This is a genomic window from Streptomyces sp. NPDC026673, assembly GCF_040638135.1.
Classification (GTDB): Bacteria; Actinomycetota; Actinomycetes; order Streptomycetales; family Streptomycetaceae; genus Actinacidiphila.
In genome coordinates, this window is record NZ_JBEZXR010000082.1 from 1 (window position 1) to 23,772 (window position 23,772).

Here is a 23,772-nt window from a genome sequence, read left to right on the forward strand (position 1 = left end):
GGTCCCGGGCCCGCCCGCCACTCCCCGGCGCGGGGCCCCCCCCCGCTGGGCGGCCCCGCCCCCCCCGCGGTGTAGACCCCCGCGGGCGCCGCGCGGCGAAATCCCGCCGCGGCACGCCGTCGTGTTGCGCCAGGATGGCGGCATGGACGGAGAAGCACGCACATGGGTCCTCCTCTTCGGCTGCGAGCACCTGCCGGGCCGCCCCCGGCCGGTCGAGCTGACGGCCCTTTGACTGCGGGACCGCGGCATCGACTGGTGGCCGTTCGCGGACGACGAGCTGAGGATCGACCTCGCGTGCCGGATCGGGGAGGACGGGCACTGGCACGGCACCTTCGGCGTCAGCGTGGACGCGGCCGTCCTGCGCCGGCTGGGGCTCCATCCCGACCAGCCCACCTCCGCCCCCGCAGATCCGCCGATCCCGGCGTGGTGGGGCCCGTGGACGCGCGGCGGCGGATGGCGGAGATGACGGAACGCCGTGGTCCCGGCCGGAGAACCGGCCGGGACCACGGCGTTCCTGCCTCCCGCCGCTATGGGTTGACGTTGATGGTGAAGGTGGAGGTGGTGTTCTTGATGTTCTGGTGGTTGTCGCTCATCGTGAGGTTGTTGAAGGTGACGGATCCGACGGCCGGGCCCTGGCCCGACTCCGGCATCTCGTTGGCCCACAGGCCGAAGCCCGACTTGGCGTCGTAGGCGTCACCGCTGCGGTGGGCGCCGGTGATCGACACATTGGTGAGGATCGTGTCCTTGATCGGGTTCTGCGGCTGACCGCCCACGTAGTTCGTCTGGAACATGATCCCGCTGTAGGTCGGGTCCACGATGTCCACGTCGCTGACGCGGATCCCCTGGAAGACCTTCGAGGCGGAGAAGAGCCAGATGCCGGGGAAGGTCTGCCCGCCCCAGAAGTGCCCGCCGCAGCGGACGATGGAGATGTTCTGCAGGTTGGTGGGGTCGGTGCCGAAGCCGTTCATCGGGTAGCCGAAGTCGAGCGAGCTGATCGTGACCCCGGAGTAGACCAGCGTGTCCGCGATCAGGATGTTGCGGAAGGTGTTGGCGTAGCCGCCGTAGACGGCGATGCCCGCGGCGCGCCAGGTCAGCAGGGACGTCAGGTTCTCGTAGAGGTTGTTCTTCTCGTCGGCCCCGCCCGCGTCGATCGCGGAGAAGAGGGCGAAGCTGTCGTCGCCCGTGGCGCGGGCCTCGATGTTGTTCAGGTGGTTGTCCGTGCTGCCGTTGGTCATGTTGACGCCGTCGGCGAACGTGTCACGGATCCGGGAGTTGGTGATGGTGACGTTGTCGGTGTTGGCGCCCCAGTAGAGGCAGACCGTGTGCTCGTTCCAGACGTTGTCGATGGTCATGTCGGCGACGCCTGCGAAGTCGAAGACCTTGCCGGGACCGTCGATGCGGGAGGTGTAGTTGCCGAAGAACGAGAAGCCGGAGAAGGTCGAGCCGTTGGCGGTGGAGTCGGCGCGGAAGCCCGCGTCGGTGTTGGACTGGCTGGTGGGCGTGTGGAAGCGGGTGTACCAGGGGCCCGCGCCGATGATCTTGACGGACTTGCCGTAGACCTGGAACTTGCTGCCCGTCTCGTAGTCGCCCGGCGGCAGGTAGACGCCCTTGAGGGTGCCCGTGGTGTCCATCCGGGCCTTGTCCAGGGCGTTCTGCACGTCCTGGTGGGTGAATCCGGTCGGCGCCGTGTACGCGGCCGGGTCCGGGTTGGCGATCGGCGCCACCTGCTCGGTGTTGACGAAGTCGATCGCGTACTGGCTGCCGTTGGCGGCGTCCTTCTGCAGCTTGATCTTCGCCCCGGCCGGCACGGTCGTGCCGAGCATCATGTTGGCCTCGTCGTAGATGTGGCGGGGGCTGCCGTCGCCGGGGCTGTTGCCGGGAGCGGTCTCGCTGCCGTACAGCCACGCGTACTTGGAGGTGAGGTCGACGGCCTTGAGGAAGCTGCCGTTGACGTAGACGTTCAGGGTGGAGTTGATGCCGCCGCCGCCCGGGGCGTCGGGGATGGAGTAGCGCACGACCAGGGTGTTGGTGCTGGCCCGGGTGGTGAACTCCACCGAGCTGCCCGTGCTGTTGAGGGTGACGGCCTTGCGGCCCGACGCCTCGCCGGCCAGGTCGCCGACCGTGCGGTTGGGGCCGACCACGGCCGCGTTCCCGCCGAGGACGCCGTCCTCCGCCTCGTACATGTCGTACGGCATGTTGGCGCCGCGCCCGACGAACAGGGACTGGGTGCCGGTGTTGTTCTGCTGCTTGACCGGAAGCTCGTTGGCGTCGGCCGCGATGACCGTCTTGACGCTGTACTTGCCGTTGGCGGCGGTCCAGGTGCCCAGTGAGACCGGGCTCGTGGTGCTGCCCGCGGCGATGGCGCCGTTGTAGGAGCCGGTCAGCGTCTTGACGACGGTGCCGGAGGCGGTGTCGGTGACCGTGACGGTGATGCCGTGGGCGCCGCCGGCGGAGGCGACCGTGCCCTGGTTCTTGACGGCGACGGAGAAGGTGACGGTGTTCCCCTTGGCCGGGGTGCCGGGAGACCACGCGGTCGGGGACGCGAGCAGGTCGGAGCTGTCCACCGGCTTGACGACCAGCGGGGTGGGGCTGTTGTAGGTGTTGTTGGTGTCGTTCTGCTCGATGACGTCGCCGGCCTCGTCGACCTTGGCGCTCAGCGGGTAGCTGCCCGCCTCACGTGTGCCGATGTTCGCCGTGACGGTGGTGGAGGCACCGGCGGCGAGCGCGCCGACCGAGGCGGTGCCGACCTTGGTGGTGCCCAGGTAGAAGGCGACGTTCGTGGCGCCCGAGGCCAGCTCTCCGATGTTGCGGACGGTCGCGGAGAGGCTGACGGCGTCGTTCTCGACCGGTGCGCTCGGGGAGACGGACATGCCGGTGACGGTGAGGTCCGGGTTCGGCGCCGGGGTGCCGATGACCTGGAACTCCGCGAGCTGGCCCGCGGCGGCACCGCTGTTGGCGGTGAACTGCAGCCGTACGTCGGCGACCCGCGCGCTGACCGGGATGGTCACCGTGTTCCCGGAGGAGGGGTTGAAGGTGTAGTCCGCCGCGGCCTTGAGGCTGGTGAAGCCGCTCGCGCTCTGCTCGCGGCCCAGCACCTGGACGGTCTGGGTGCGGGTGCCCCAGGCGCTGTCGGGGTTGAGCTTGAGCACCAGCGAGGTGACGTCGGCGTTCGCGCCGAGGGAGACGGTCAGGGTGTTCGGGTAGCTGCCGCCCGCACCCTCCCAGTAGGTGGTGAAGCTGTTGTCGTTGGCGTTGGTCGCCACGAAGTTCTGCGTGGTGGACGACGCGCTGATGGGCTTGCCCACGGCCAGGTTGGAGCCGTTGCCGCCCGAGCCGTTGCGGGTCACGGTGGCGCTGGCCACGCTGCGGTTGCCCGCGGCGTCCCTGGCCCTGACGTAGTACGAGACGGTCGCGGTGTCGGGCTGGCTGTCGGTGAAGGTGAGCGTGGTCCCCGACACCGTGGTGCGCAGGACCTCGTTGGCGTACACCTCGTAGCCGGTGACGCCGACGTTGTCACTGGAGGCGGTCCAGGTCAGCTTGATCTGGCCGGAGCCGGGCTGGGTGAGGGTGAGGCTGCCGGGCTGGCTGGGCGCCTGGGTGTCGCCGCCGGAGCCGGTACGGGTGACGGTGTTGCTGTTGCCCGACACGTTGCCGGCCGCGTCCTTGGCGCGGACGAAGTAGGCGACTGTGGCGCTGTCGGGCTGGCTGTCGGTGAAGGTGAGGGTGCTGCCGGAGACGCTGGTGCGCAGCTCGCCGTTGGCGTAGACGTCGTAGCCGGTGACCCCGGTGTCGTCGGTGGCCGCGTTCCAGGAGAGCCGGATCTGGCCGGATCCGGGCTCGGAGTAGGCCAGGCCCGTGGGGGCGCTCGGCGCGGTGGTGTCGCCGGTGGCCGGGCCGTAGACCTCCAGCTCGGACAGCTGCGCGGCGGCCCAGCCGCTGTTGGCGGTGACGTTGACGCGGACGTAGCGCGTGGTCGTGCTGCTCAGGTTGATCGTGACGGTGTTGTTCGTGGCCGGGTTGAAGGTGTAGTCGCGGGAGGCCACCAGGTCGCTGAAGGAGGAGCCGTTCGTGCTGCCGCGCAGGGACAGCGTCTGGGTCCTGGTCTCCCACGAGGGCGGCAGCTTCAGTACCACCTTGGTGACGGCGACGGAGGCCCCCAGGTCGGCCTGGATCCACTGCGGGAAGGCGTTGTTGCCGCTCTCCCAGTAGGTGGTCTGGTTGCCGTCGTTGGCGTTGGCGGCGACGTAGGGCGCGTTGCTGCTGCCGGCCGTGAGGGTGCGACCGAGGGCGAGGTTGTCGGTCGAGGTGGCGGAGCCGTGCACCTCCAGCTCGGAGACCTGGGCGGCGGGCCAGCCGGTGTTGGCGGTGATGTTCAGCCGTACGTAGCGGGTGGTGGCCGCGGCGAAGTCGATGGTCACCGTGTTGCCCGAACCGGGGCCGAAGTTCCGCGCCGCGGAGCCGGACAGGGTGGAGAAGGTGGAGCCGTCGGGGCTGCCCTGGACGGCGAAGGTCTCGGTCCTGGTCTCCCAGGAGGCGGGGAGCTTGACGACGACCTGGTCGATGCTCGTGCTGCTGCCCAGGTCGACCTGGACCCACTGCGGGAAGGAGCTGCCCGCGCTCTGCCAGTAGGTGTCCTGGTTGCCGTCGGTGATGTTGGCGACGCCGTACTCGGCGTGCGAGCTGCTCGCGGTCGCCGTCCTGCCCGCCGCGAGATTGGGGCCGCCGGCCGCGGCGGCGGGCAGGGCCGACTGGCCGAGCAGCACCATGCCCGCCGCGATCACCCCCGCCAGCAGCCGCTGTGTGAACCGTTTCCTTGGCATCGTCCCTGTGCCTCTCGTCCGCGTTGTTGGTGCCATGACATGTCTCAAGCGATACGGCTGCCACGCATGAGAAATTGCGTTGATTGCTTGGTTAATTGCGCGGCCCGAGCCGATAGTTGCAGAGGTGTTTCCGGGCGTCTATGCCTTCGACCAGGCTTTCAGTCCACCCGACACGGGCTTGCGCTGGAGTGTCGTCCACCCGACAGGACGTTGCGGAAGCACCGCAAAAAGTTGCGCACCCTACTCCGTGGTGCGCACCGCCTGGTAGATCGACCAGAGGACGGAGACGAGTGGGACCGCCACCACCGCGCCGAGCACACCGGCGGCGATCGCCCCGCCGATGACGGTGAGCGCGACGACCACGGGATGCAGGCGAACCGCCCAGCTCATCACGATCGGGTGCAGTACGTGGCCCTCGATCTGGCCGATGACGACGATCAGGCAGACGACGATCGCCGCCACGATGGGGCCCTTCGCCGCCAGGGCGACCACGGCGGCGACCGCCAGCGCGATGGGCGAGCCGATCAGCGGCACGAAGGCGGCGAAGAACTCCAGCAGCGCCAGTGGCAGGGCCAGCGGCACCTGGAGCAGGAAGAGGGCGACCCCCACCAGGATCGCGTTGGTCGCCGCCACCAGCACGATCCCGCGCGTGTAGCCCGTGAAGGTGCGCCATGCCGCACGGCCCGCCACCGACACCCGGCCGCGGACCGTCCTCGGCAACTGCCCGCAGAACCAGGACCACTGCCGGTCGCCCGAGTGCAGGAAGAACACCGAGCAGAACAGCGCCAGCGCCAAGACCGTGAGCACCTCCACCAGGCGCCCGGCGCCGGTCAGCGCGGTGTTGATCAGCGTGGACCGGTGGGTGGACAGCCACTTTCCGATCTTCGACTGGAGGTCGGTGAGCGCCTCGGGGTCGAGCCGGAACGGCGGTGCCTCCAGCCAGCGCTCGATTCGTGCCAGTCCCGCGCTGAACTCGCGCTGCAGCCCCGCCGTCTCGCCGGCGACCGCCTCGCCGACCAGCGCCAGGATGCCGAGGACCACCAGGATGCTGCCGATCAGCGCCGCGGCCACGGCCAGCGGACGCGGGATCAGACGGGCCAGCAGATCGGCCACCGGCCGGAGCATGGCGGTGACGACCAGTCCGAGGAAGACCGCCACCGCGATCTCGTGGAACCTTCCCAGGGTGGCGAACGCGGCGTAGACCACGGCCCCCACGACCAGCAGCCGCCACGAGTACGCGGCGGCCGTGTCGAGGGCGGGGAGTACCCGGACGCCGGACCGCCCGGCGGGCCCGCGCACCTCCCGGCGCCCCGCGCGGATCCGGATCCGCCGTGGTTGGGACACCGTCCGCACCTCCCCGTCGTGGCCGGCCGTACGCCCGCGTCCTGCGTTCCTGTCCCTGCTTGCTACCACCGGCGGCGGGCGGTCCAACGCGGCGGACGCCGCATTCGCCCGAAGGCACCCCCTGGCCGGCGGTGGATCTCCGGGCGCCACGACTGCTAAATTGGTCTAAACCAGTTATCGGGCTCTCTCTCCAGATCGGCGGTCCCGAAGTGGAAGTCGTCATCGTTCCGGACGCCACCGCGGGCGGCGAACTCATCGCGGGTGCCATCGCGGACCTGCTGCGCCGCAAGCCCGACGCGCTGCTCGGCGTCGCCACCGGATCGACCCCGCTCCCGGTCTACCGGGCACTCGCGGGCCTGGTCGGCGAAGGCGGCGTCGACGTCTCGCGCGCCCGGATCTGCCAGCTGGACGAGTACGTCGGCCTGCCCGCCGGGCATCCCGAGTCCTACCGCTCCGTGGTGCTGCGCGAGGTCGTCGCACCTCTCGGCCTCGCCGAGGAGTCCTTCATGGGACCCGACGGCACCGCCGAGGACATCGCCGGGGCGTGCGCGGCGTACGAACGCACGCTGGCGGAGGCCGGCGGGGTGGACCTCCAGCTGCTCGGCATCGGCACCGACGGGCACATCGGCTTCAACGAGCCCTGCTCCTCGCTGGCCTCGCGGACCCGGATCAAGACGCTGACCCGGCAGACCCGCCAGGACAACGCGCGCTTCTTCGACCACCCCGACGAGGTGCCGCACCACGTCGTCACCCAGGGCATCGGCACCATCCTGGAGGCCCGGCACCTCGTGCTGCTCGCCACGGGCGAGGCGAAGGCGGAGGCGGTCGCCCTCGCCGTCGAGGGCCCGCTGGCGGCGGTCGTCCCCGCCTCCGCGCTCCAGTTGCACCCGCACGCCACGGTCGTCGTCGACGAGGCGGCCGCGTCCAAGCTGAAGCTGGCCGACTACTTCCGGGCCACCTACGCGGCCAAGCCGTCCTGGCAGGGCCTGTAGCCCCGGAAGGTCCACACGCGGGGCGCCGGGGCGGGCGGCGGGAACGGCGTCCCGCGGGACCGCGCCCCCAGCCGTGACCCGAAGGGGACCGACTCGTCCTGCCGGGATCGCCCGGCAGGACGAGTCAGCCTCCGTCCGGGGGAGGGAAGCGCAGATTCCGCAGGTCCGGAGGGACGGGTGCGGTCGGCCGGTACAGGGCCGGGACCTCCCCGTCGGCGGCCGCGGCCGGAGCGTCACTGAGCCGGAAGCGGTCGCGCACCCGCCCGTAGAAGTCGGTCGGGCCCAGCCTGATCAGCCGCAGCCGGTGCCGCGCCTTGTACACCCCGACCCAGTCACCCGGATCGAGGACGCCCCTGAGCTGGCCGTCGATGCTCACCGCGACGCGGCCCGACCGGGTCAGCACGCGGACCCCCACGACCTCGTCCGGGGCCGCCACCAGGGTGCGGTCGAAGGCCATGTGCGGCGCCACGGGGGTGAACACGATCGCGTCCATGTGCGGGGAGACCACGGGCCCCCCGGCGGCGAAGCTGTAGGCGGTGGAACCCGTCGGGGTGGCCGCGACGATCGCGTCCGCGGAGTACGAGGCGAACAGACGGCCCGCCAGGTACACCGCGAGGCTGGCCTGCCGGTCGCGGGCGAGCTTCTCGAAGACCACGTCGTTGACGGCGTTGACGGCCATCGGCACGCCCCAGCCCACGTCCTCCGGGTCGCTGGGCCGCACGCGTGGTGGCGGCAGCGCGGGCCCGCGTCCGTAGCGCAGCAGCGACTCGATCCCCTCGGGGATCTCCAGCGGACGGGACGCCCGCAGCGTGAGCGTCATACGCTCCTCGACGGTCGCCCGGCCCGCGTGCACGCAGTCCAGGGCCCGCTCCACGTCCTCGGTGCACACCTCCGTGAGGAAGCCGACGCGCCCCAGGTCCACACCCAGCACGGCCGCCCCGCACGAGGCGGCCACCCGCGCGCCGCGCAGAAAGGTGCCGTCTCCGCCGAGGGTCACGATCAGGTCCGGGCAGCCGGCCGCGTTCGCCTCCTCCTGGCCGCTGCGCCGGGGCCGGTCCTTGCGCCACACGTCGATCTCCACCGCGGGCACCTGGTGCCGTGCGCACCACCGTCCGACCGCCGCCGCGGCCTCGGCGGCGTCCTCGTGCGCCCCGTGCACGACCATCCCGACCCGGTTCACTGGCATCGCGGCCTCCCGGACCGTGTCCGCTGCGGCGTCATGACCTCATCGTCCGCCTCCGCGGCCGGCGCGTCGCGCCGGGACCGCCGCCCGCTCCGCCGCGCGGTGGCGCCGGCCGCGGAGTAGGATCCGCGTGCTCCACAGGTGCAGGGAGGACGAACGTGGAAACGAAGCCCGCGCCGGGTGTACTTGCCCAAGTGGCGGATCTGATCGGCCGCACGCCCGTAGGGCAGCGCGGCGCGCTGTGGCGGCTCGGCGCGGACCGGCGCCAGCTCGACGCCAACGTCGTCCGCCTGCCGGCGGGCACCGAGGTGCGGCCGCACGTCGAGGCCGACGTGGACGTCCTGCTCTACGTCGTGGACGGCGGCGGACACCTCGCGGGAGAGGACGGCGGCCGCCAGGCGACCCTGGCGCCCGGCGCCCTCGCCTGGCTGCCCCGCGGCACCTGCCGGGCCCTGTCCGCGGGCACCACGGGCCTGACCTATCTCACGGTCCACGCCCGGCGCCCCGGCCTGGCCATCTCCCGTCCCGCCCCCGCCCCCGAGGCGGGCGACGCGGCCTGTCTGCTGCACCGGGTCTGCGTGTCCTGCGGCCGTCTGGCCGGTGAGAGCGACGCCCTGTTCTGCTCCCGCTGCGGCACCGAACTCCCGCCGCGTTGAGCCGGCCGCGCCCGGCCGCCACTCCGCCGGCCCACCGGCGGCCGGGTGCGGCGGCGGCGCGCGAGGGGACCGGCACTTCGCCGGCTCCCCCTTCGCCCCGGCGGGGACCCGGGGCGGGGCCGTGCCCGCTCAGAAGCCCTCAGAAGCCGGAGTGCAGGGGGTACTCGGTCCAGATCGTCTTGCCCTCGCGCGTGTAGCGGGTGCCCCACCGTTCGCTGAGCTGCGCGACCAGGAACAGCCCGCGCCCGCCCTCGTCCGTGGTCTGCGCCCGCCGCAGGTGCGGGGAGGTGCTGCTGGTGTCGGAGACCTCGCAGATGAGCTGGTTGTCGCGGATCAGCCGGAGCGTGATGGGCCCGCCCGCCGCGTACCGGTAAGCGTTGGTGACCAGCTCGCTGACGATCAGTTCGGTCACGAAGGCCGCCTCCTCCAGCCCCCACGCGGCGAGCTGCGCCTCCACGAGCGTGCGGGCCTGGCCGGCCGCGGTGGCGTCCGACGGCAGATCCCAGGTGGCGACCTGTTCCGGCGCGAGGACGCGGGTGCGGGCGATGAGGAGGGCGACGTCGTCGGCGGCCTCGCCGGCGCGGCGGCCCTTGAGCAGGGTGTCCTCGACGGTGGTGCAGGTCTCCTCCAGGGAGCCCGCGGGCGCGGTGAGCGCCCCGCACAGCATCGCGAGGCTGTCGTCGAGGTCGCGGCCCCGGGTGCCGAGGAGCCCGTCGGTGTACAGCGCGAGCAGACTGCCCTCGGCCAGGTCGATCTCGGCGGTCTCGAAGGGGAAGCCCCCCAGGCCCAGCGGCGGGCCCGCGGGGACGTCGACGATCTCGGCCCGGCCCTCCGGGGTGACGTGCACGGGAGGCGGATGGCCGGCCCGGGCGATCGAACAGCTCCGGCAGACCGGGTCGTAGACGGCGTAGAGGCACGTCGCGCCGACGACCGGCGGCGCGTCCTCGTCGGTCTGACGCTGTTCCGAGGCCAGCCGGTCCACGAGGTCGTCGAGGTGCGAGAGGACCTCGTCCGGGGTGGGGTCCAGCTGGGCCAGGGTGTGCACCGCGGTGCGCAGCCGGCCCATGGTGGCCGCCGCGTGGAGACCCCGGCCGACCACGTCGCCGACCACCAGGGCGATCCGGAGCCCGGACAGCGGGATGACGTCGAACCAGTCGCCGCCGACCCCGGTGGCGGTGTTGGCGGGCAGGTAGCGATGGGCCACCTCGGCGGCGGGGTGCCCGGGCACGTCCCCGGGGAGCAGACTGTGCTGCAGGGTCAGGGCCGCCTGGTGCTGCTGGGTGTAGCGGCGCGCGTTGTCGATGCTCAGCGCCGCGCGGGCGGCGAACTCCTCGGCGAGGGTGAGGTCGTCGGCCTCGAAGGGCTCGCGGCGCCGCGTACGCCAGAGGCTGATCAGCCCGAGCACCAGCCCCCGTGCGACGAGCGGCACCACCATGAGGGAGTGCGCGCCGACGTCGCGGGCGGCCTGTGCCCGCGCGGGGTCGTCCTCGAGCCAGGCGAGTGCCCGGTCCATGTCCGCCTCGAAGACCGGCCGGCCCTCGGTGAGCGATCGGGCCTGCGTCGAACCCGGGGGGATGCGGATCGTGTGGCCGACCGGGTACATCACCTCGGCGGTGTCCGGGAAGACGGACTGGACGGCGGCGCGGCACACCGCCCCGAAGCGGTCCTGGGCGGGCTCGCCACCGTGGGGCACGGCCTCCAGCAGATCGACGGAGGCGCTGTCGGCCAGGTCGGGCACGGCCACTTCGGCCAGTTCGCGAGCGGTGCGGCCGACGTCGAGCGTGGTGCCGATCCGGGCCCCGGCCTCGCTGAGCAGGGCCAGCCTGCGACGGGCCCGGTAGCGCTCGGTGACGTCCTCGATGGTCTGGGTCACCCCGAGCACATGGCCGTTGGCGTCCTGCATCCGGAACGCCGATACCGACACGTACAGTTCGCGCTGCGGATCGCGGCGCAGCCGGCAGGGCTGCTCGTAGAAGATCGAGGACCGGCCGGTCTCGAGCACCCGCCGCAACTGGTGGTCGACGGCCTCGGCGTCCGGCTGGAAGAGGAAGTCCCCGGTGCGCTGGCCCTGGTGCATCTCCGCGGGGACACCGCTGAACTTGGTGATCGCCCGGTTCACCCGCAGAAAGGTGAGATCGGGTGCGTAGACCGACAGCCCGATGGGCGAGCGGCGGAACAGCCCGTCGAGCACCCACCGGTCGGTCTCCCACTGGACGACCTCGGAGGCGGGTGCGGCGACCACGTACCACTCGCGGTGCGACTCCCCCCGCGCGATGGCGCGGACCCGGCAGCCGACCTCGACCCGGTGGCCGTCGCGGTGCAGCACCGGCACGACACCGAACCAACCGCCCTCGCGGAGACAGGCCGCGGTCGCGCCGAGGACCAGCTCCAGGTCGCCGGGGTGCACCAGGAACTCGGCCGCCGGCCGCCCCAGGACATCCTGGTCCCGGTGGCCGAGCAGGGTCTGGGCGCGCGTACTCCAGCCCACGACGGACGCGACGTCGTCCAGCACCACCGAGGCCGCGCGGTGCACCGAGAACGGGTCTTCCGGTGACTCGCTGAACGTCTTGGCCGGATTGTCCATCGCTACCACCGTCGCACGTGCGGGAGAACCGGGCGAGCGGCGTCACCTCGGGTGGTTCCCCGCCGGGGCTCGGGAGGGATGCCCGTGGGGGCGTAGCTCCAGTATCGGTCCGTCCGGCCGATCCCGCGTGCCCCGCCGGGCGCCGTCGCGGGCTCAGCGCGGCAGGCCATGGTGAACGGGGGACGGGACGGAGGAGGGGGCGGTCGAGGGGAGCGGACGGGCGAGGAGCATCGCCACGTCGTCCTGGGCACCCCGCGGCAGGAGGCGGCCGAGGACGCGATCGCAGATCCGGGAGAGCGGCGGTTCGAGATCGCGCAGGGCCCGGGCGAGTTCCAGCATGCCCTGGTCCAGGTTGCGGTCCCGGGCCTCGATCAGGCCGTCGGTGTAGAGGACCAGCAGGCTGCCCGGCGGCAGCCGTACCCGTTCGGTCTGGAAGTCCTGGCCGCCCACGCCGAGGGGCGTGCCGGTCGGCCCGTCCAGGAAGGCCACGTCGCCCTCCGCCGTGGCCACCGCGGGCGGCGGATGGCCGGCACGGGCCACCAGGCAACTGCCGTCGGACGGGTCGTGGACGGCGTAGACGCAGGTCGCCATCTCGTTCTCGCCCACGTCGGCCACGGCGGCGTCCAGCGAGCGCAGCAGCTCGGACGGGGGGATGTCGTGGCGCGCCAGCGTGCGCACGGTGGTGCGCAACTGGCCCATGACGGCCGCCGCGTGCACCCCGTGGCCCATGACGTCCCCGATGACGAGCGCGGTCCGGTCCCCGGGCAGCGCGATGACGTCGAACCAGTCGCCGCCGACCTCCTGGTCGCTGGCGGGCAGGTAGCGGCCGGCGAGCTCCAGACCGGGCACGGTGGGCAGCGCGGTGTTGGTGAGGCTGCGCTGCAGGGTGAGCGCCGCGCGGCGCTGGGCGGAGTACATCCGGGCGTTGTCGATGCTGAGCGCCGCCCGTGCGGCCAGTTCGTCGATGAGCAGGTTGTCCTGGTCGTCGAAGGGCTCACGCCGGCGGGAGCGGGTCACCATCACGATGCCCAGCACCGTGCCGCGCGCCACCAGCGGCACCATGCGGGCCGAGCCGAGGGTGTGCAGATAGTTCCTGAGCCGTTCGTACCCGGGGCCGGGCACCAGCCGCGGTATGTCCGCCCGGGTGAGCTTCAGCGGCCGCCCGTCGACCATGACCTGCTCGTACGCCGACGCGCCGGGGACGTGGTGGGTCATGCCGACGGCCAGATCCTGGACCGGCGCCGCGGGGTCGGCGAAGGCGACGGCGAGACGGCGCACCATCCCCTGGGCGGAGGCGGTGGCCTCGTCCGGGTCGATGACCTCCTCCAGCAGATGCAGGTCGGCGGAGTCGGCCACCCGCGGCACGAGCACCTGCACCACCTCCTCGGCGGTCTGCCGCAGGTCGAGCGTGGTGCCGATCCGGGTGCCGGCCTCGGCGAGCAGGGCGAGCCGCTGCCGTCCCCGGGTGGCCTGGGCCTGCGCCCGCTCCTCTCGGGTGATGTCGATGAGGGTGGCGATCACGCCCAGGCGGCGGCCCCCGCCGCCGAGCAGCGGGGAGAAGGAGCAGGACCACACCCGCTCGCGGGGATCCGCCCCCGTGTACCCGAGGCCCCGGAAGTCCACGACGGGCTCGCCGCGTGCGAGCACCTGCCGCATCACGGTCTCCAGCGCCATGGTGTTGAGGCCGGGCACCACCTCGCTGACCCGCCTGCCGATGTGCTGCGCGGCCGGGACACCGTTCATCCGGGCCAGAGCGTCGTTGACCCGTACGTACCGCAGATCGGGGCCGAGCATGGCCAGGCCGATGGGGGACTGGGTGAACAGGCCCTCCAGCGCCGCCAGCGAGTCGCGCATGCGCAGCACCGCCGAGGTCTCGGCGGCGATGCCGAGCAGCCCGGTGCGGCCCTGCGGGTCGGCCGAGGGGCAGATCCACATCTCCATCGTGACCAGGTGCCCGTCGCGGTGGCGCACCGGCAGGGTGCCGACGACCGCCTCGCCCGAGAGCACCCTGCGGGTCAGCTCGTCGGCCAGTTCCCAGTTCGCCACGGGGACCAGCAGGGGAGTGGCGCTGCGGCCGAGCACCTCCTCCGCCGTGTGCCCGAAGAGTTCCTGCGCGGCGAGCGACCACTGGGTGATGCGCCCCTCGGAGTCGATCCGCCACATCGCGATGGGGAGCAGGTCGCGGAACACACCTGCCTGCCCCACCGCCGTCTGGGGCTGACCGACATCCTTCGCCGACTGCTGTATGTCCACCGCGACGACCCATCCCTGGGCATGAGGCGTTCTCCGCCGACCGATCGCCGCCGGTCGCCATGTCACCGTGCGACCGGTCGATGTCGCTCATTGTCGGCCAATACCGACAAAACAGCCTAGCGGAGAACTCGGGGACCGCCCGCGCGGGCTGCTCGCGGCGCCACGCACACCCGATCTGCGTTAGCGTCGTAGCCATGGGGACCGTCCGGCGGATCCTCCGCCTCGCGTCGGTACTCGCCGTGATCTGGGCCGTGCTGTGTGTCGGCGTCGCGACGGGCTCCACGGCACGTGCCGCGGACGGCCTCGACGCCGCGGCGGCGGCCCTGCGCGGCGGTCCCGTGTACGTCGACCCCCGCGCCCGTGACGTCCTGCCGCGGGCCGAGGCCGACACCCTCGCCGGGCGCATCGAGAAGGCGGACCGGCCGGTCTTCGTCGCCGTGCTCCCGGCCACCGCGGAATTCCCCTCCGCGACCCTCCTCCAGGACCTGCGGACCAAGGTCGGGGTCACCGGCGTGTACGCCGTCGTCCTCGGCGACCGCTTCGACGCCGGTGCCGATCCGGTCGTGATGTCGCGCGACGCGGTGGAGAACCTGAGCGGCGCCGTGCGGCGCTCGGACGCCGGGGACCCCGCGGCGATGGTCACCGGCTTCGTGGACCAGGCGCTGCCCCAGGTGCGTGGTCACGCCCCGTCGTCCTGGGGCGACGACTCCGTGAGCGTCGGCCTGGGCAGCGGCGGGCCCGGGCTGCTCGTCGCGCTCGCCGTCCTGCTCCTCCTCGGGGGCGGGGGAGCGTTCCTGGTCTCCCGGCGCGCCAAGCGGAGGCGGGAGGAGCGGGACAGGGCCCGGCTCGACGAGCTGCGCCCGGTGGTGGACGAGGACATCACCGCCTTCGGCGAGGAGCTGAGCCGGATCGGCTTCGATCCGAACGGCCCGACGGCGGACGACGCCATGCGCGAGGACTACACCCGTGCCCTCGACGCCTACGACACCGCCAAGGCCACCATGGACAGGGCGCATTCCCCGGACGACGTGCGGCCGGTGAGCCACGCCTTGGAGGAGGGGCGCTTCGCGCTCGCCACCTTGGAGGCGCGGATCGATGGCAGGCCGCTCCCCGAGCGCCGTCCGCCGTGCTTCTTCGACCCGCGGCACGGTCCCTCCGTCGGGGACGTGCCGTGGACCCCCGAGGGCGGCGGGGCAGAACGGGCCGTGCCGGTGTGCGCGGCCGACGCCGCCCGGCTCGCCGACGGCCAGGAGCCCATGGCCCGGCAGGTCGGCACGCCCCAGGGCCCGCGCCCGTACTGGGAGGCCGGCCCCGCCTACGCGCCCTGGGCCCACGGCTACTACGGCGGCGGGCTGCTGCCCGGCATCCTCGCGGGCACCCTGCTCGGCAGTTCGCTCGGCGCTCCGTACGCGTACGGCGACGACCTGGCCGGCGCCGGGCCGGACCTGCAGGGCGGCGACTACTCGGGGGCAGACTTCGACCCGGGCGACTTCGGCGGTGGATTCGGCGGCGACTTCGGGGGCGGCGGGGGCGGCGGTTTCGGCGACGGAGGCGGATTCGGAAGCTGAGGCGCCGCGGACCGCGCTTCGCCGGACCGCTCCCGCTCGGGCGGGGAGGCGTCGAACCCTGCCCGCCGATCACTCTCCCCGCTCGGGCTCTTCCCGCTCAGGCTCGGCCGTGTGCCCCCGTGCCGCGCCCGTGCCCGGCGGCTCACGCCGACAGCGCCTGCCCGTCGTCCGCGTCATCGGCCTCGGGCGCGCAGGTCGCCGCCAGCTCGTCCAGGGATACGTCCAGTGCCGCGGCCAGTGCCGCCACCGTGAAGAAGGCCGGCGTGGGAGCGCGGCCCGTCTCGATCTTGCGCAGGGTCTCGGCGGAGACGCCGGCCGCCGCCGCGACCTCGACCATGCTGCGGTCCCCGCGGGCCCGGCGCAGCAGGGCCCCGAAGCGTTCGCCGCGCTGCCGTTCCCAGGGGGTCAGAGGAGTTCGCACCATGCCCGTGATACTAATACCGGTATAAGAATTGGGGACGTCCAGGGGACCGGAAAAGGAGTCACGGACATGGTGGAGATCAAGACGGACGCGGCGCTGGAGGCCATGCGGGAGGCCGGCCGCGTTGTGGCGCGGGCGCTCGCCGCCGCCCGCGCGGCGGCGAGCGTCGGCGTGTCCCTGCTGGAACTGGACGAGGCGGCTCGCGCCGTCCTGGAGTCCGCGGGCGCGCGATCGCCCTTCCTCGGCTACCGGCCGTCGTTCGCTCCCACCCCGTTTCCCGCGGTGATCTGCACCTCCGTCAACGACGCGCTCGTGCACGGAATCCCCACCGCCTACCGGCTTCGGGACGGAGACCTGGTCAGTGTCGACTGCGGTGCCGAACTCGACGGCTGGACCGGCGACGCCGCGATCAGCTTCACCGTCGGCACGCCCCGCCCCGCGGACCTGCGGCTCATCGAGGCCACCCAGCGTGCCCTGGACGCCGGGATCGCCGCCGCGACCGTCGGCAACCGGATCGGCGACATCTCGCACGCCATCGGCGCCGTGGCGCGCGAGGCACGGTGCGGCATGCCCGCGGACTTCGGCGGACACGGCATCGGCCGCCGGATGCACGAGGACCCCCATGTGCCCAACCAGGGTCGGCCCGGCCGCGGTTACCCCCTGCGGCACGGACTGGCCCTCGCCATCGAGCCGATGCTGATGGCCGGTGGACGCGCCGGCTACCGCACCGCCCCCGACGGCTGGACCCTGCACACCGAGGACGGCAGCCGAGCCGCCCACATCGAGCACACCGTCGCCGTCACGGAAGAGGGACCGCGCATCCTCACCGCGCTGTGACCCGCGGGGACGTGACCGGCTGCGTGACCGGGATCGTGACCCGCGACGTGACATGCGACGGTACCGGCATCGTGACCCGCGCGGCGACTCGCCCCGCGACCCGGGTCTTCAGGCGGCCGTGCCGGCGACCTGGGCGTCGAGCGCGGCGCGCAGCCACGTGTGGGCGGCACCCGGCGTCGGCTGCGAAGGGCCCCTGACCTCGCCCACCAGTTCCCAGTAGCGGTCGATGCGGGGTTCCACGGAGAGCAGGCCGTTCAGGCGGCGGCGGAAGTCCGGGGAGTCGTGCGCCCCGAAGGACCGCGCGTGGGCGCCGACGAAGCAGTCGAGCGCCTCTCCGTCCCCCGGCGGGCGGCCTGCCCGGACCTCCGGCGCGGCCAACCCGTAGGCCTCGTCCAGGCCCTCGTACAGGACGGCCGGACGCGGGCCCGCGTCCGGCCGGTGCGCCGCGAGCCAGCGCACATCGCCGGGCGGGCAGGACGCCGAGACGAAGGCGTGCAGCCGGGCGAAGGCGAGCACTTGGGCCGGGCTCGGATCGTCGGGGGGCTGGGGGACGGCGAGTTCGACGATCCGGGAGACCAAGGGGGCGGGCAGCCGCGCGGGGAACAGCCACCGGCGCCAGAAGCGGGCCATCGCATCCGTGCCGGGCGGAACGGAGACGGCGCCGATCAGGCCCAGCCGCTCGGCGCGCTCCTCGGCCGTGCAGTCCTGCAGCAGCCGCAGGGCCGACTCCCGCCAGCGAAGAGCGGCCAGCCGGGAGCCCAGGGCCCGCAGGTGTCCCGCCACGACGTCCTCCAGGGCGTCGTCCCGCTCCAGGACCCGGCCCACCTCGGACACCGGCAGGTCCAGTGCGCGCAGGGAGCGGATCAGCCGCAGCCGGTCGAGCGCCTCGGGGGCGTAGCGGCGGTGGCCGCCGGCGCTGCGGGCGGACTCGGGCAGCAGGCCGCGGTCCGAGTAGAAGCGCACGGTCTTGACGGAGACACCGGCCCGCTCGGCGAGTTCCCCGATGCTCAACGTGCTGTCGGATTCCACCGCTTGAACCTCCCTCAGGGGGAGTTCCTACCGTACCGGCGAGCGCGGACGGCCGGTGGGGCCGGGCCGCCGGCCATCGCGTACGGGGAGGCACACATGACGGATTTTGTACTGGTTCCCGAGGCCCACACCGGGGGCTGGGTCTGGGGGGAGGTCGCGGACCGGCTCCGGGAGTCGGGCGCCGGCGCCCACCCGGTGACCCTCACCGGCATGCGCGGGCACGGCGCGCCGCCCGGGCCCGGCACCTGCCTGGAGACCCACATCCGGGACGTGCTGCGGGTCGTCGACGCGCTGGACGGCACGGACGTGGTGCTCGTCGGCCACGGATACGGCATCCATCCGGTGGTCGCCGCCGCCGACCGGCGTGCCGGTCGGATCGCCCGCGTCGTCCATCTGGACGCCGGGATGCCGCAGGACGGCGACCCGCCGCTGAAGCTGGTGCCGGACCAGGAGCTCCGCGAGCGGTTCTCCGGCCCGGCCGGCCGGAGCGGCGGCGACCGGCGCGTCGCCCCGCCGCCGCCCGGGGCGTGGGAACGCTGGGGCAGTACCGCCGGTGTCCCCGGCGACGCGCTGGCCCGGCTGGCCGCACGCGCCGCACCCCAGCCGGCCGGGACGCTCACCGAGCCGCTGCGCCTGTCGGGGGCGGGCGCGGCCCTGCCCACGACCGGAGTCCTGTGCACGGGCAACGGTTCGAGCATCGCCTTGGTGGAGGGGCTGGTGAGCCTCGGGCACCCCGGGCTCCAGGCGCTCACCGAACCCCGTGTGACCTTCTTCGAACTCGCCACCGGTCACTGGCCGATGCTCTCCGTGCCCGGTGAACTCGCCGAGGTCCTGCTGAGGGCCGCCGCCGGGGAAGGGCACCGGATCACGGCGACGGGTGAGCCGCCCGCGCACCTGCGTCCCTTCCTCCTCGACGTCCCCGAGCGCCCTCGCGAACGTCACGGGCGGGTCGACCTGTACCTTCCCGACGCCGGCGGACCACGGCCGGCCGTGGTGTTCGTGCACGGTGGCCCGGTGCCACCGGGAGCGCGGCCGACCCCCCGCGACTGGCCGGCCTTCGTCGGGTACGGCCGCCGTGCGGCGGAGCTCGGAGCGGTCGGCGTGACCCTCGACCACCGGCTGCACGAGATCGGCGACTTCCCGCGCGCTGCCGAGGACCTCGCGGCGGCGGTCGAGCTGGTCCGCGCCGACCCGCGCGTCGACGCCGAGCGGGTCGCGCTGTGGTTCTTCTCCGCCGGAGGGCTGCTGTCCGCGGACTGGCTGGCGGCGCCCCCGGGGTGGCTGCGCTGCCTGGCGGCCACCTACCCCGTCCTCGCGCCACTGCCCAACTGGGGTCTGTCCGCGTTCCGTTTCCGCCCGGCGTCCGCGGTGGGCGGCGCGGGGGCGCTGCCGATCGTGCTCACCCGGGTGGGGCGGGAACGGCCGGAGATCGCGGCGACGGTCGAGGAGTTCCTTGCCGCCGCCGAGCACGGCGCGGCCGCCGTCGAGGTGGTGGACCTGCCCGACGGCCGGCACGGCTTCGAGACGACCGACCACGGCGAGCAGGCGCGCGGCGCCGTGGAACGCGCGCTGCGCACCGTCCTCGGCCACCTGCGGTTCTGAGGCCCGCCGCCCGCCGCTCAGACCCCGGCGCGGAGCCGGGCCGGCGGTACGGCCAGCACCGGGCAGGCCGCGTGCGCGACGCAGTAGCGGGCGACCGAACCGCGCAGCGCACGCGGCAGCAGGCCGCGCGACCCCGTGCCCACCACCAGCAGGTCGTCACCGCGGGCGGCCGCCTTGACCAGGACGTACCCCGCGGGCCCGCGCCCGGTCTCCACGCGGAGGTCCGGTACCCCGGGGACGGTGGCGGCGCCGAAGGCGTCGTCCAGTGTCAGGCGCAGCCGCTGCCGCGCCTCCTCCTCCCAGTCGAAAGGCCTGGGCGGGAGGGGGATCCGGCGGTGGGAGAACTCCTCCGGCGGCGGCTCCCAGGCCAGCACCACCAGCAGTCCCGCGGTTCTCGAGCGGGCCTCCGCCGCCGCCCGGTACAGCGCGGCCAGGCTGCCGGAGGAACCGCTGACGCCGACGACCACGCGCCGGCCGGCGGCCGACGCGCGGCGATCCGGCGACTCGATCACGTACTGCCTCGCTTCCCGAACTTCCCGACTTCCCGAACTTCCCGACTCACGACGTACGACGAGTCGCCCACGACCCACCACGACACGGACACCGACCGGCGCGGCCCGTCACCCCATCCCGGACGCCTCGAGCACCGCGCGCGCCGCGGCGCCGTCGATCCGCTCGCCCAGCCGCCCCAGCACCTCGGCCCCTTCACGCAGGGTGCCGTCGTCGCGGGAGCGGCGGGCGCCCGCGTCCAACCGGTGCCAGAGCAGCGGATCGGCCTCCAGGACACGGGGATCGAGCTCCAGCCACCGGTCGTCCGCGTCCCACAGGATCAGGTGGCGCGAGAGGCCGGGGGACTGGCGGACCACCGTGAGCGCGTCGGTCCGCACCCGCCGCTCCCGCAGCGGGCCGCGCACCGCCAGCCAGCCGTCGCCCGCGGTCACGCGGGAGGGGCACAGCAGCACGAGGACGACGGCGGCGAGGGCGGGCCACAGCGCCGCGCGCCGCGCGGTGAGGGTGCCCGCGGCCGCGTCGAGCGCCACCGCCAGGCACAGGAAGGCCAGGGCGCAGCCCGCGGCGCGCCGGAGGTCCCTGCGCCAATGGCGGTCGCCGATGGTGCCGTGCCCCGCCGGCCGGGGAGCCGTTCGCCGTTCCATGGGGCCGACCGTAGACAGGGCCGCGCCCCGCGAGTGTGGCCCTGACGGCACCCTGACGAGCGCCGGTCCGGTCTTTGCGGCTCCCTGACGCGGGGTTCAGCCGACGTGGACGCGGGGCCGGCGGCTTCGGTCGGGCTCGGCCTCGCGCAGGACCTCGCGGGTGACGGGCGCGACCTCGCCCTGCCCGAAGAGGAAGAAGCGCAGGAAGTTGGCGAAGGGGGTGCCCTCGGTCCACTCGAAGTAGATGTGCGGGCGCTGCCCGGTGGTGTCGCGGACGTGCAGGAGTAGCGCCGCCAGCGCGTTGGGGATGGAGGAGCTCTCCAGGGTCAGGACGCGGTAGCGGCCGTGGAGCACCTCGCCGCGGACCACGAGGCCCGCCTCGAACTCGGACGGGTCGGAGATGGTGACCTCGACGAAGACGAAGTCCTCCTCGATCGGCAGGTCGTTGTCGGCGCGGATCTGCTTGATCTTGTCCCGGTACTCGGCGAGGTCGCGGTTGTCGGGCTCGTTGGCGATGAAGCGGATCGTGCGGTGGGAGATGTCCCGAACGAAGCGCTCGGCCATGGCGTCCATGCTGATGCCGGTGATGCGCAGCTCGAAGGCGCGGGCGAGCCGCGACAGCAGGGAGATCAGCATGATGCCGACGATGAAGCAGGCACCGATCTTCACACCGTCCGGACGCTCGACGACGTTGGCGACGGTCGTGTAGAGGAAGACGGCGGAGATCACCCCGAAGGCGATCGTCCAGTTGCGCTGCCGGGCCTTGCGGGCCGCGATGGTCACCGCGATCGCCGCGGAGGAGATGAGCACCAGCACGCCGGTCGCGTAGGCGCCGCCCTGGGCGTCGACGTCGGCGTCGAAGATCCAGGTGACCAGGAACGCGACGAGGGTGAAGACCAGCACCATGGGGCGGACCGCGCGCGCCCAGTGCGGCGCCATGCCGTAGCGGGGGAGGTAGCGGGGCATGAGGTTGAGGAGCCCGGCCATGGCCGAGGCACCGGCGAACCACAGGATGCAGATCGTGGAGACGTCGTAGACGGTGCCGAAGAGGTTCCCCAGGTACTCGTGGGCGAGGTAGGCCAGCGCACGGCCGTTGGCCTGGCCGCCCGCCTTGAACTCGTCGGCGGGGATGAGCAGCGTCGTGATGAAGCTGGTGGCGATCAGGAAGCAGCTCATGATCACGGCTGCGGTGGTCAGCAGCTTCTTCGTGTCGCGGATCCGCCCGGCGGGTCGCTCCTCGGTGTCGGAGGGGTCGCCCTTGACGTGCGGCATGACCGCCACGCCGGTCTCGAAGCCGGACAGGCCGAGCGCGAGTTTCGGGAAGACCAGCAGCGCCAGGCCCACCATCACCAGGACGTTGCCGTGCTGCGTGGTCAGCGCGTTCGACCAGTCCGTGATCACATGGCCCGCGGTGGCCACATGCCACAGGCCGACGGCCACGACGACCACGTTGAGTGCCAGGTAGACGCCCACCAGGGCGACCGCGACGCCGATCGCCTCCAGGAAGCCCTTCATGAACACGGCGCCGAGCAGCGCGACCAGCAGCAGAGTGATGAGCAGTTGCCGCCCGTGCAGCGCCTCGGACAGATGCGGGTTCTCCACCAGGTGGGTGGAGGCGTCGGCCGCCGACAGCGTGATCGTGATCAGGAAGTCCGTCGCCGCGAAGCCCAGCAGCGTCAGGACGAAGAGCTTGCCCTGCCAGAACGACAGCAGCCGCTCCAGCATCGCGATCGAGCCCTCGCCGCGCGGGCTCTCCTCGGCCACCCGGCGGTACACGGGCAGGGCGCCGGCGAGGGTGACGACGACCAGGACGATCGTGGCGATCGGCGACAGCAGGCCCGCCGCCAGCGCCGCGATACCGGGCTGGTAGCCGAGGGTGGAGAAGTAGTCGACACCCGTCAGGCACATCACGCGCCACCAGCGCTGGCCGCGGTGCCCGCTGTCCGGGGCCGCCTGCCCGCCCTGCTGGTGCCCGGCCATGTCGGACAGGCCTTCGAGCATCCACGCACGCAGACGACTCGTAGGGACGGGGGAGGTCATCGATGCTCCTGACGTACTGCGACTGGTTCCCGCCACCACGAGATGGCCTGGTCAGCGTACGCACCCGGCGGCGCCCGATTTCCCGTACCGCCGCTCGGCGCCGTTAAGATTCCGTCAAGAGCGGCGGTGCGGTCCCTGACGCGTCCTTTACGCACTCTCCCGACTCCCTCACGCACTCTCCCGTCCTTCTCGGTTCCGGCCGACCGGCCCCGTCAGATCCTGGGCACGAGGACGTCGTGGTGCGCCTCCCCCAGGACGACCTTGAGGGCGCCGGTGTCGGCCGCCGCCGCGAAGACGTCGTAGGCCTCGGCCATCTCGTGCAGCTCGAAGGTGTGGGTGACGAACGAGGAGGTCGGCAGCTTGCCGGCCTCCAGCAGGCGCAGCAGGGTGGGTGTCGAGTAGGTGTCGACCAGGCCCGTGGTGATGGTGACGTTGCGGTTCCACAGCCGCTCGAGGTGGAGCGTGACCGGCCGGCCGTGCACCCCCACGTTGGCCACGCGGCCGCCGGGCCGGACCATCCGCGTGCACAGCTCGAAGGTCTCCGGCAGCCCCACCGCCTCGATCACCACGTCCGCGCCGAGCCCCCCGGTGAGGTCGGCGACCAGCTGCTCGGGCTGCTCGCCCGCCGAGACCACCGCTTCCGCGCCCAGGTTCTTGGCGGCCTGGAGGCGGGCCGCCGCCACGTCGACGGCGATGACCGTGTGCGGGGAGCACAGGTGCGCGGCGGCGATGGCGGCGAGGCCGATCGGGCCGCAACCGACGATCGCGACGGTGTCCCCCGGGCGCACCCCGCCGTTGAGGACGCCCACTTCGTAGGCGGTCGGGAAGATGTCGGCGAGCAGCACGGCGTCCTGCCCGCTCACGTTGTGCGGCAGCGCGTGCAGCGAGGTGTCCGCGTACGGCACGCGCACGTACTCGGCCTGTGTGCCGTCGATCAGGTGCCCGAGCACCCAGCCGCCGCCGTCCAGGCACTGCCCGTAGGCCTGCACACGGCAGAACCGGCAGTGTCCGCACCCGGAGACGCAACTGATCAGCACCCGGTCGCCTGGTCGGACGGTGTCGACGTCCGTGCCGGTCTCGACCACCTCGCCCACGGCCTCGTGGCCGAGCACCGTACCGGGAGCCACGTCCGGCACGTCGCCCTTGAGGATGTGCAGGTCGGTGCCGCAGACGGCGACCGTGTCGACGCGGACGATCGCGTCCCCCGCGTCCTGGAGGACCGGATCGGCGACCTCCTGCCAGGAGGCCCGTCCCGGACCCTGGAAGACCCATGCCTTCATGGCGATCCG

The 23,772-nt window shown here is 73.1% G+C and carries 16 protein-coding genes; 5 read left to right on the forward strand and 11 right to left on the reverse strand.

All coding sequences use genetic code 11. The features are described from left to right. Nucleotides 1-527 precede the first annotated feature (527 nt). Both AB0F62_RS35580 and AB0F62_RS35585 read right to left on the reverse strand, forming a co-directional pair. The gene (locus AB0F62_RS35580) at nucleotides 528-4,820 is read right to left on the reverse strand and encodes a discoidin domain-containing protein (protein WP_361809292.1); all 4,293 of its coding nucleotides are present in this window, start codon (nucleotides 4,818-4,820) and stop codon (nucleotides 528-530) included. Between the two features lie 240 nt (nucleotides 4,821-5,060). Next, nucleotides 5,061-6,119 (reverse strand): AI-2E family transporter, encoded by a 1,059-nt coding sequence (locus AB0F62_RS35585; protein ID WP_361809358.1) that lies wholly within the window; start codon nucleotides 6,117-6,119, stop codon nucleotides 5,061-5,063. A 254-nt stretch (nucleotides 6,120-6,373) separates the two neighbouring features. Here AB0F62_RS35585 and nagB point away from each other — a divergent pair, with 254 nt between their 5' ends. After that, the gene (nagB, locus tag AB0F62_RS35590; protein WP_361809295.1) at nucleotides 6,374-7,156 is read left to right on the forward strand and encodes a glucosamine-6-phosphate deaminase; all 783 of its coding nucleotides are present in this window, start codon (nucleotides 6,374-6,376) and stop codon (nucleotides 7,154-7,156) included. 124 nt (nucleotides 7,157-7,280) lie between these two features. Here nagB and AB0F62_RS35595 read toward each other — a convergent pair whose 3' ends face one another. Continuing rightward, entirely contained in the window at nucleotides 7,281-8,342 is a 1,062-nt protein-coding gene (locus AB0F62_RS35595) for an NAD(+)/NADH kinase (protein ID WP_361809298.1), read from the reverse strand. Between the two features lie 155 nt (nucleotides 8,343-8,497). Between AB0F62_RS35595 and AB0F62_RS35600 the strand changes: the two genes are divergently transcribed. Next, nucleotides 8,498-8,995: a cupin domain-containing protein gene (locus AB0F62_RS35600; RefSeq protein WP_361809301.1), complete on the forward strand. Its 498-nt coding sequence runs from the start codon at nucleotides 8,498-8,500 to the stop codon at nucleotides 8,993-8,995. Nucleotides 8,996-9,134: 139 nt separating this feature from the next. On the opposite strand, the gene AB0F62_RS35605 is transcribed toward AB0F62_RS35600, so the two are convergent. Both AB0F62_RS35605 and AB0F62_RS35610 read right to left on the reverse strand, forming a co-directional pair. After that, nucleotides 9,135-11,579: a SpoIIE family protein phosphatase gene (locus tag AB0F62_RS35605; RefSeq protein WP_361809304.1), complete on the reverse strand. Its 2,445-nt coding sequence runs from the start codon at nucleotides 11,577-11,579 to the stop codon at nucleotides 9,135-9,137. 153 nt (nucleotides 11,580-11,732) lie between these two features. Further along, entirely contained in the window at nucleotides 11,733-13,832 is a 2,100-nt protein-coding gene (locus tag AB0F62_RS35610; protein ID WP_361809307.1) for a SpoIIE family protein phosphatase, read from the reverse strand. Nucleotides 13,833-14,026: 194 nt separating this feature from the next. On the opposite strand from AB0F62_RS35610, the gene AB0F62_RS35615 reads away from it, so the two are divergent. After that, nucleotides 14,027-15,400, forward strand: a complete 1,374-nt coding sequence (locus AB0F62_RS35615) for a hypothetical protein (RefSeq protein WP_361809310.1) — start codon at nucleotides 14,027-14,029, stop codon at nucleotides 15,398-15,400. A gap of 142 nt (nucleotides 15,401-15,542) precedes the next feature. Here AB0F62_RS35615 and AB0F62_RS35620 read toward each other — a convergent pair whose 3' ends face one another. Further along, the gene (locus AB0F62_RS35620; protein WP_361809313.1) at nucleotides 15,543-15,824 is read right to left on the reverse strand and encodes a helix-turn-helix transcriptional regulator; all 282 of its coding nucleotides are present in this window, start codon (nucleotides 15,822-15,824) and stop codon (nucleotides 15,543-15,545) included. 66 nt (nucleotides 15,825-15,890) lie between these two features. Between AB0F62_RS35620 and map the strand changes: the two genes are divergently transcribed. Continuing rightward, complete coding sequence (gene map, locus AB0F62_RS35625) at nucleotides 15,891-16,658, forward strand: type I methionyl aminopeptidase (RefSeq protein ID WP_361809316.1); 768 nt, start codon at nucleotides 15,891-15,893, stop codon at nucleotides 16,656-16,658. A 108-nt stretch (nucleotides 16,659-16,766) separates the two neighbouring features. Here map and AB0F62_RS35630 read toward each other — a convergent pair whose 3' ends face one another. Next, nucleotides 16,767-17,687, reverse strand: a complete 921-nt coding sequence (locus tag AB0F62_RS35630; protein ID WP_361809319.1) for a MerR family transcriptional regulator — start codon at nucleotides 17,685-17,687, stop codon at nucleotides 16,767-16,769. Between the two features lie 96 nt (nucleotides 17,688-17,783). On the opposite strand from AB0F62_RS35630, the gene AB0F62_RS35635 reads away from it, so the two are divergent. Then, nucleotides 17,784-19,289: an alpha/beta hydrolase gene (locus AB0F62_RS35635; RefSeq protein ID WP_361809322.1), complete on the forward strand. Its 1,506-nt coding sequence runs from the start codon at nucleotides 17,784-17,786 to the stop codon at nucleotides 19,287-19,289. Nucleotides 19,290-19,306: 17 nt separating this feature from the next. Here AB0F62_RS35635 and AB0F62_RS35640 read toward each other — a convergent pair whose 3' ends face one another. The 4 genes from AB0F62_RS35640 to AB0F62_RS35655 form a co-directional block, all read right to left on the reverse strand. Next, the gene (locus AB0F62_RS35640; protein WP_361809325.1) at nucleotides 19,307-19,801 is read right to left on the reverse strand and encodes a universal stress protein; all 495 of its coding nucleotides are present in this window, start codon (nucleotides 19,799-19,801) and stop codon (nucleotides 19,307-19,309) included. A 108-nt stretch (nucleotides 19,802-19,909) separates the two neighbouring features. Then, the gene (locus AB0F62_RS35645) at nucleotides 19,910-20,443 is read right to left on the reverse strand and encodes a hypothetical protein (protein ID WP_361809328.1); all 534 of its coding nucleotides are present in this window, start codon (nucleotides 20,441-20,443) and stop codon (nucleotides 19,910-19,912) included. Nucleotides 20,444-20,539: 96 nt separating this feature from the next. Beyond that, nucleotides 20,540-22,483 carry an amino acid transporter gene (locus AB0F62_RS35650; protein WP_361809331.1) on the reverse strand — a complete coding sequence of 648 codons (1,944 nt, stop codon included), beginning with the start codon at nucleotides 22,481-22,483 and terminating at the stop codon, nucleotides 20,540-20,542. Nucleotides 22,484-22,695: 212 nt separating this feature from the next. Further along, nucleotides 22,696-23,763, reverse strand: coding sequence for an alcohol dehydrogenase catalytic domain-containing protein (locus AB0F62_RS35655; protein WP_361809334.1), 1,068 nt, complete (start codon nucleotides 23,761-23,763; stop codon nucleotides 22,696-22,698). Nucleotides 23,764-23,772 lie beyond the last annotated feature (9 nt).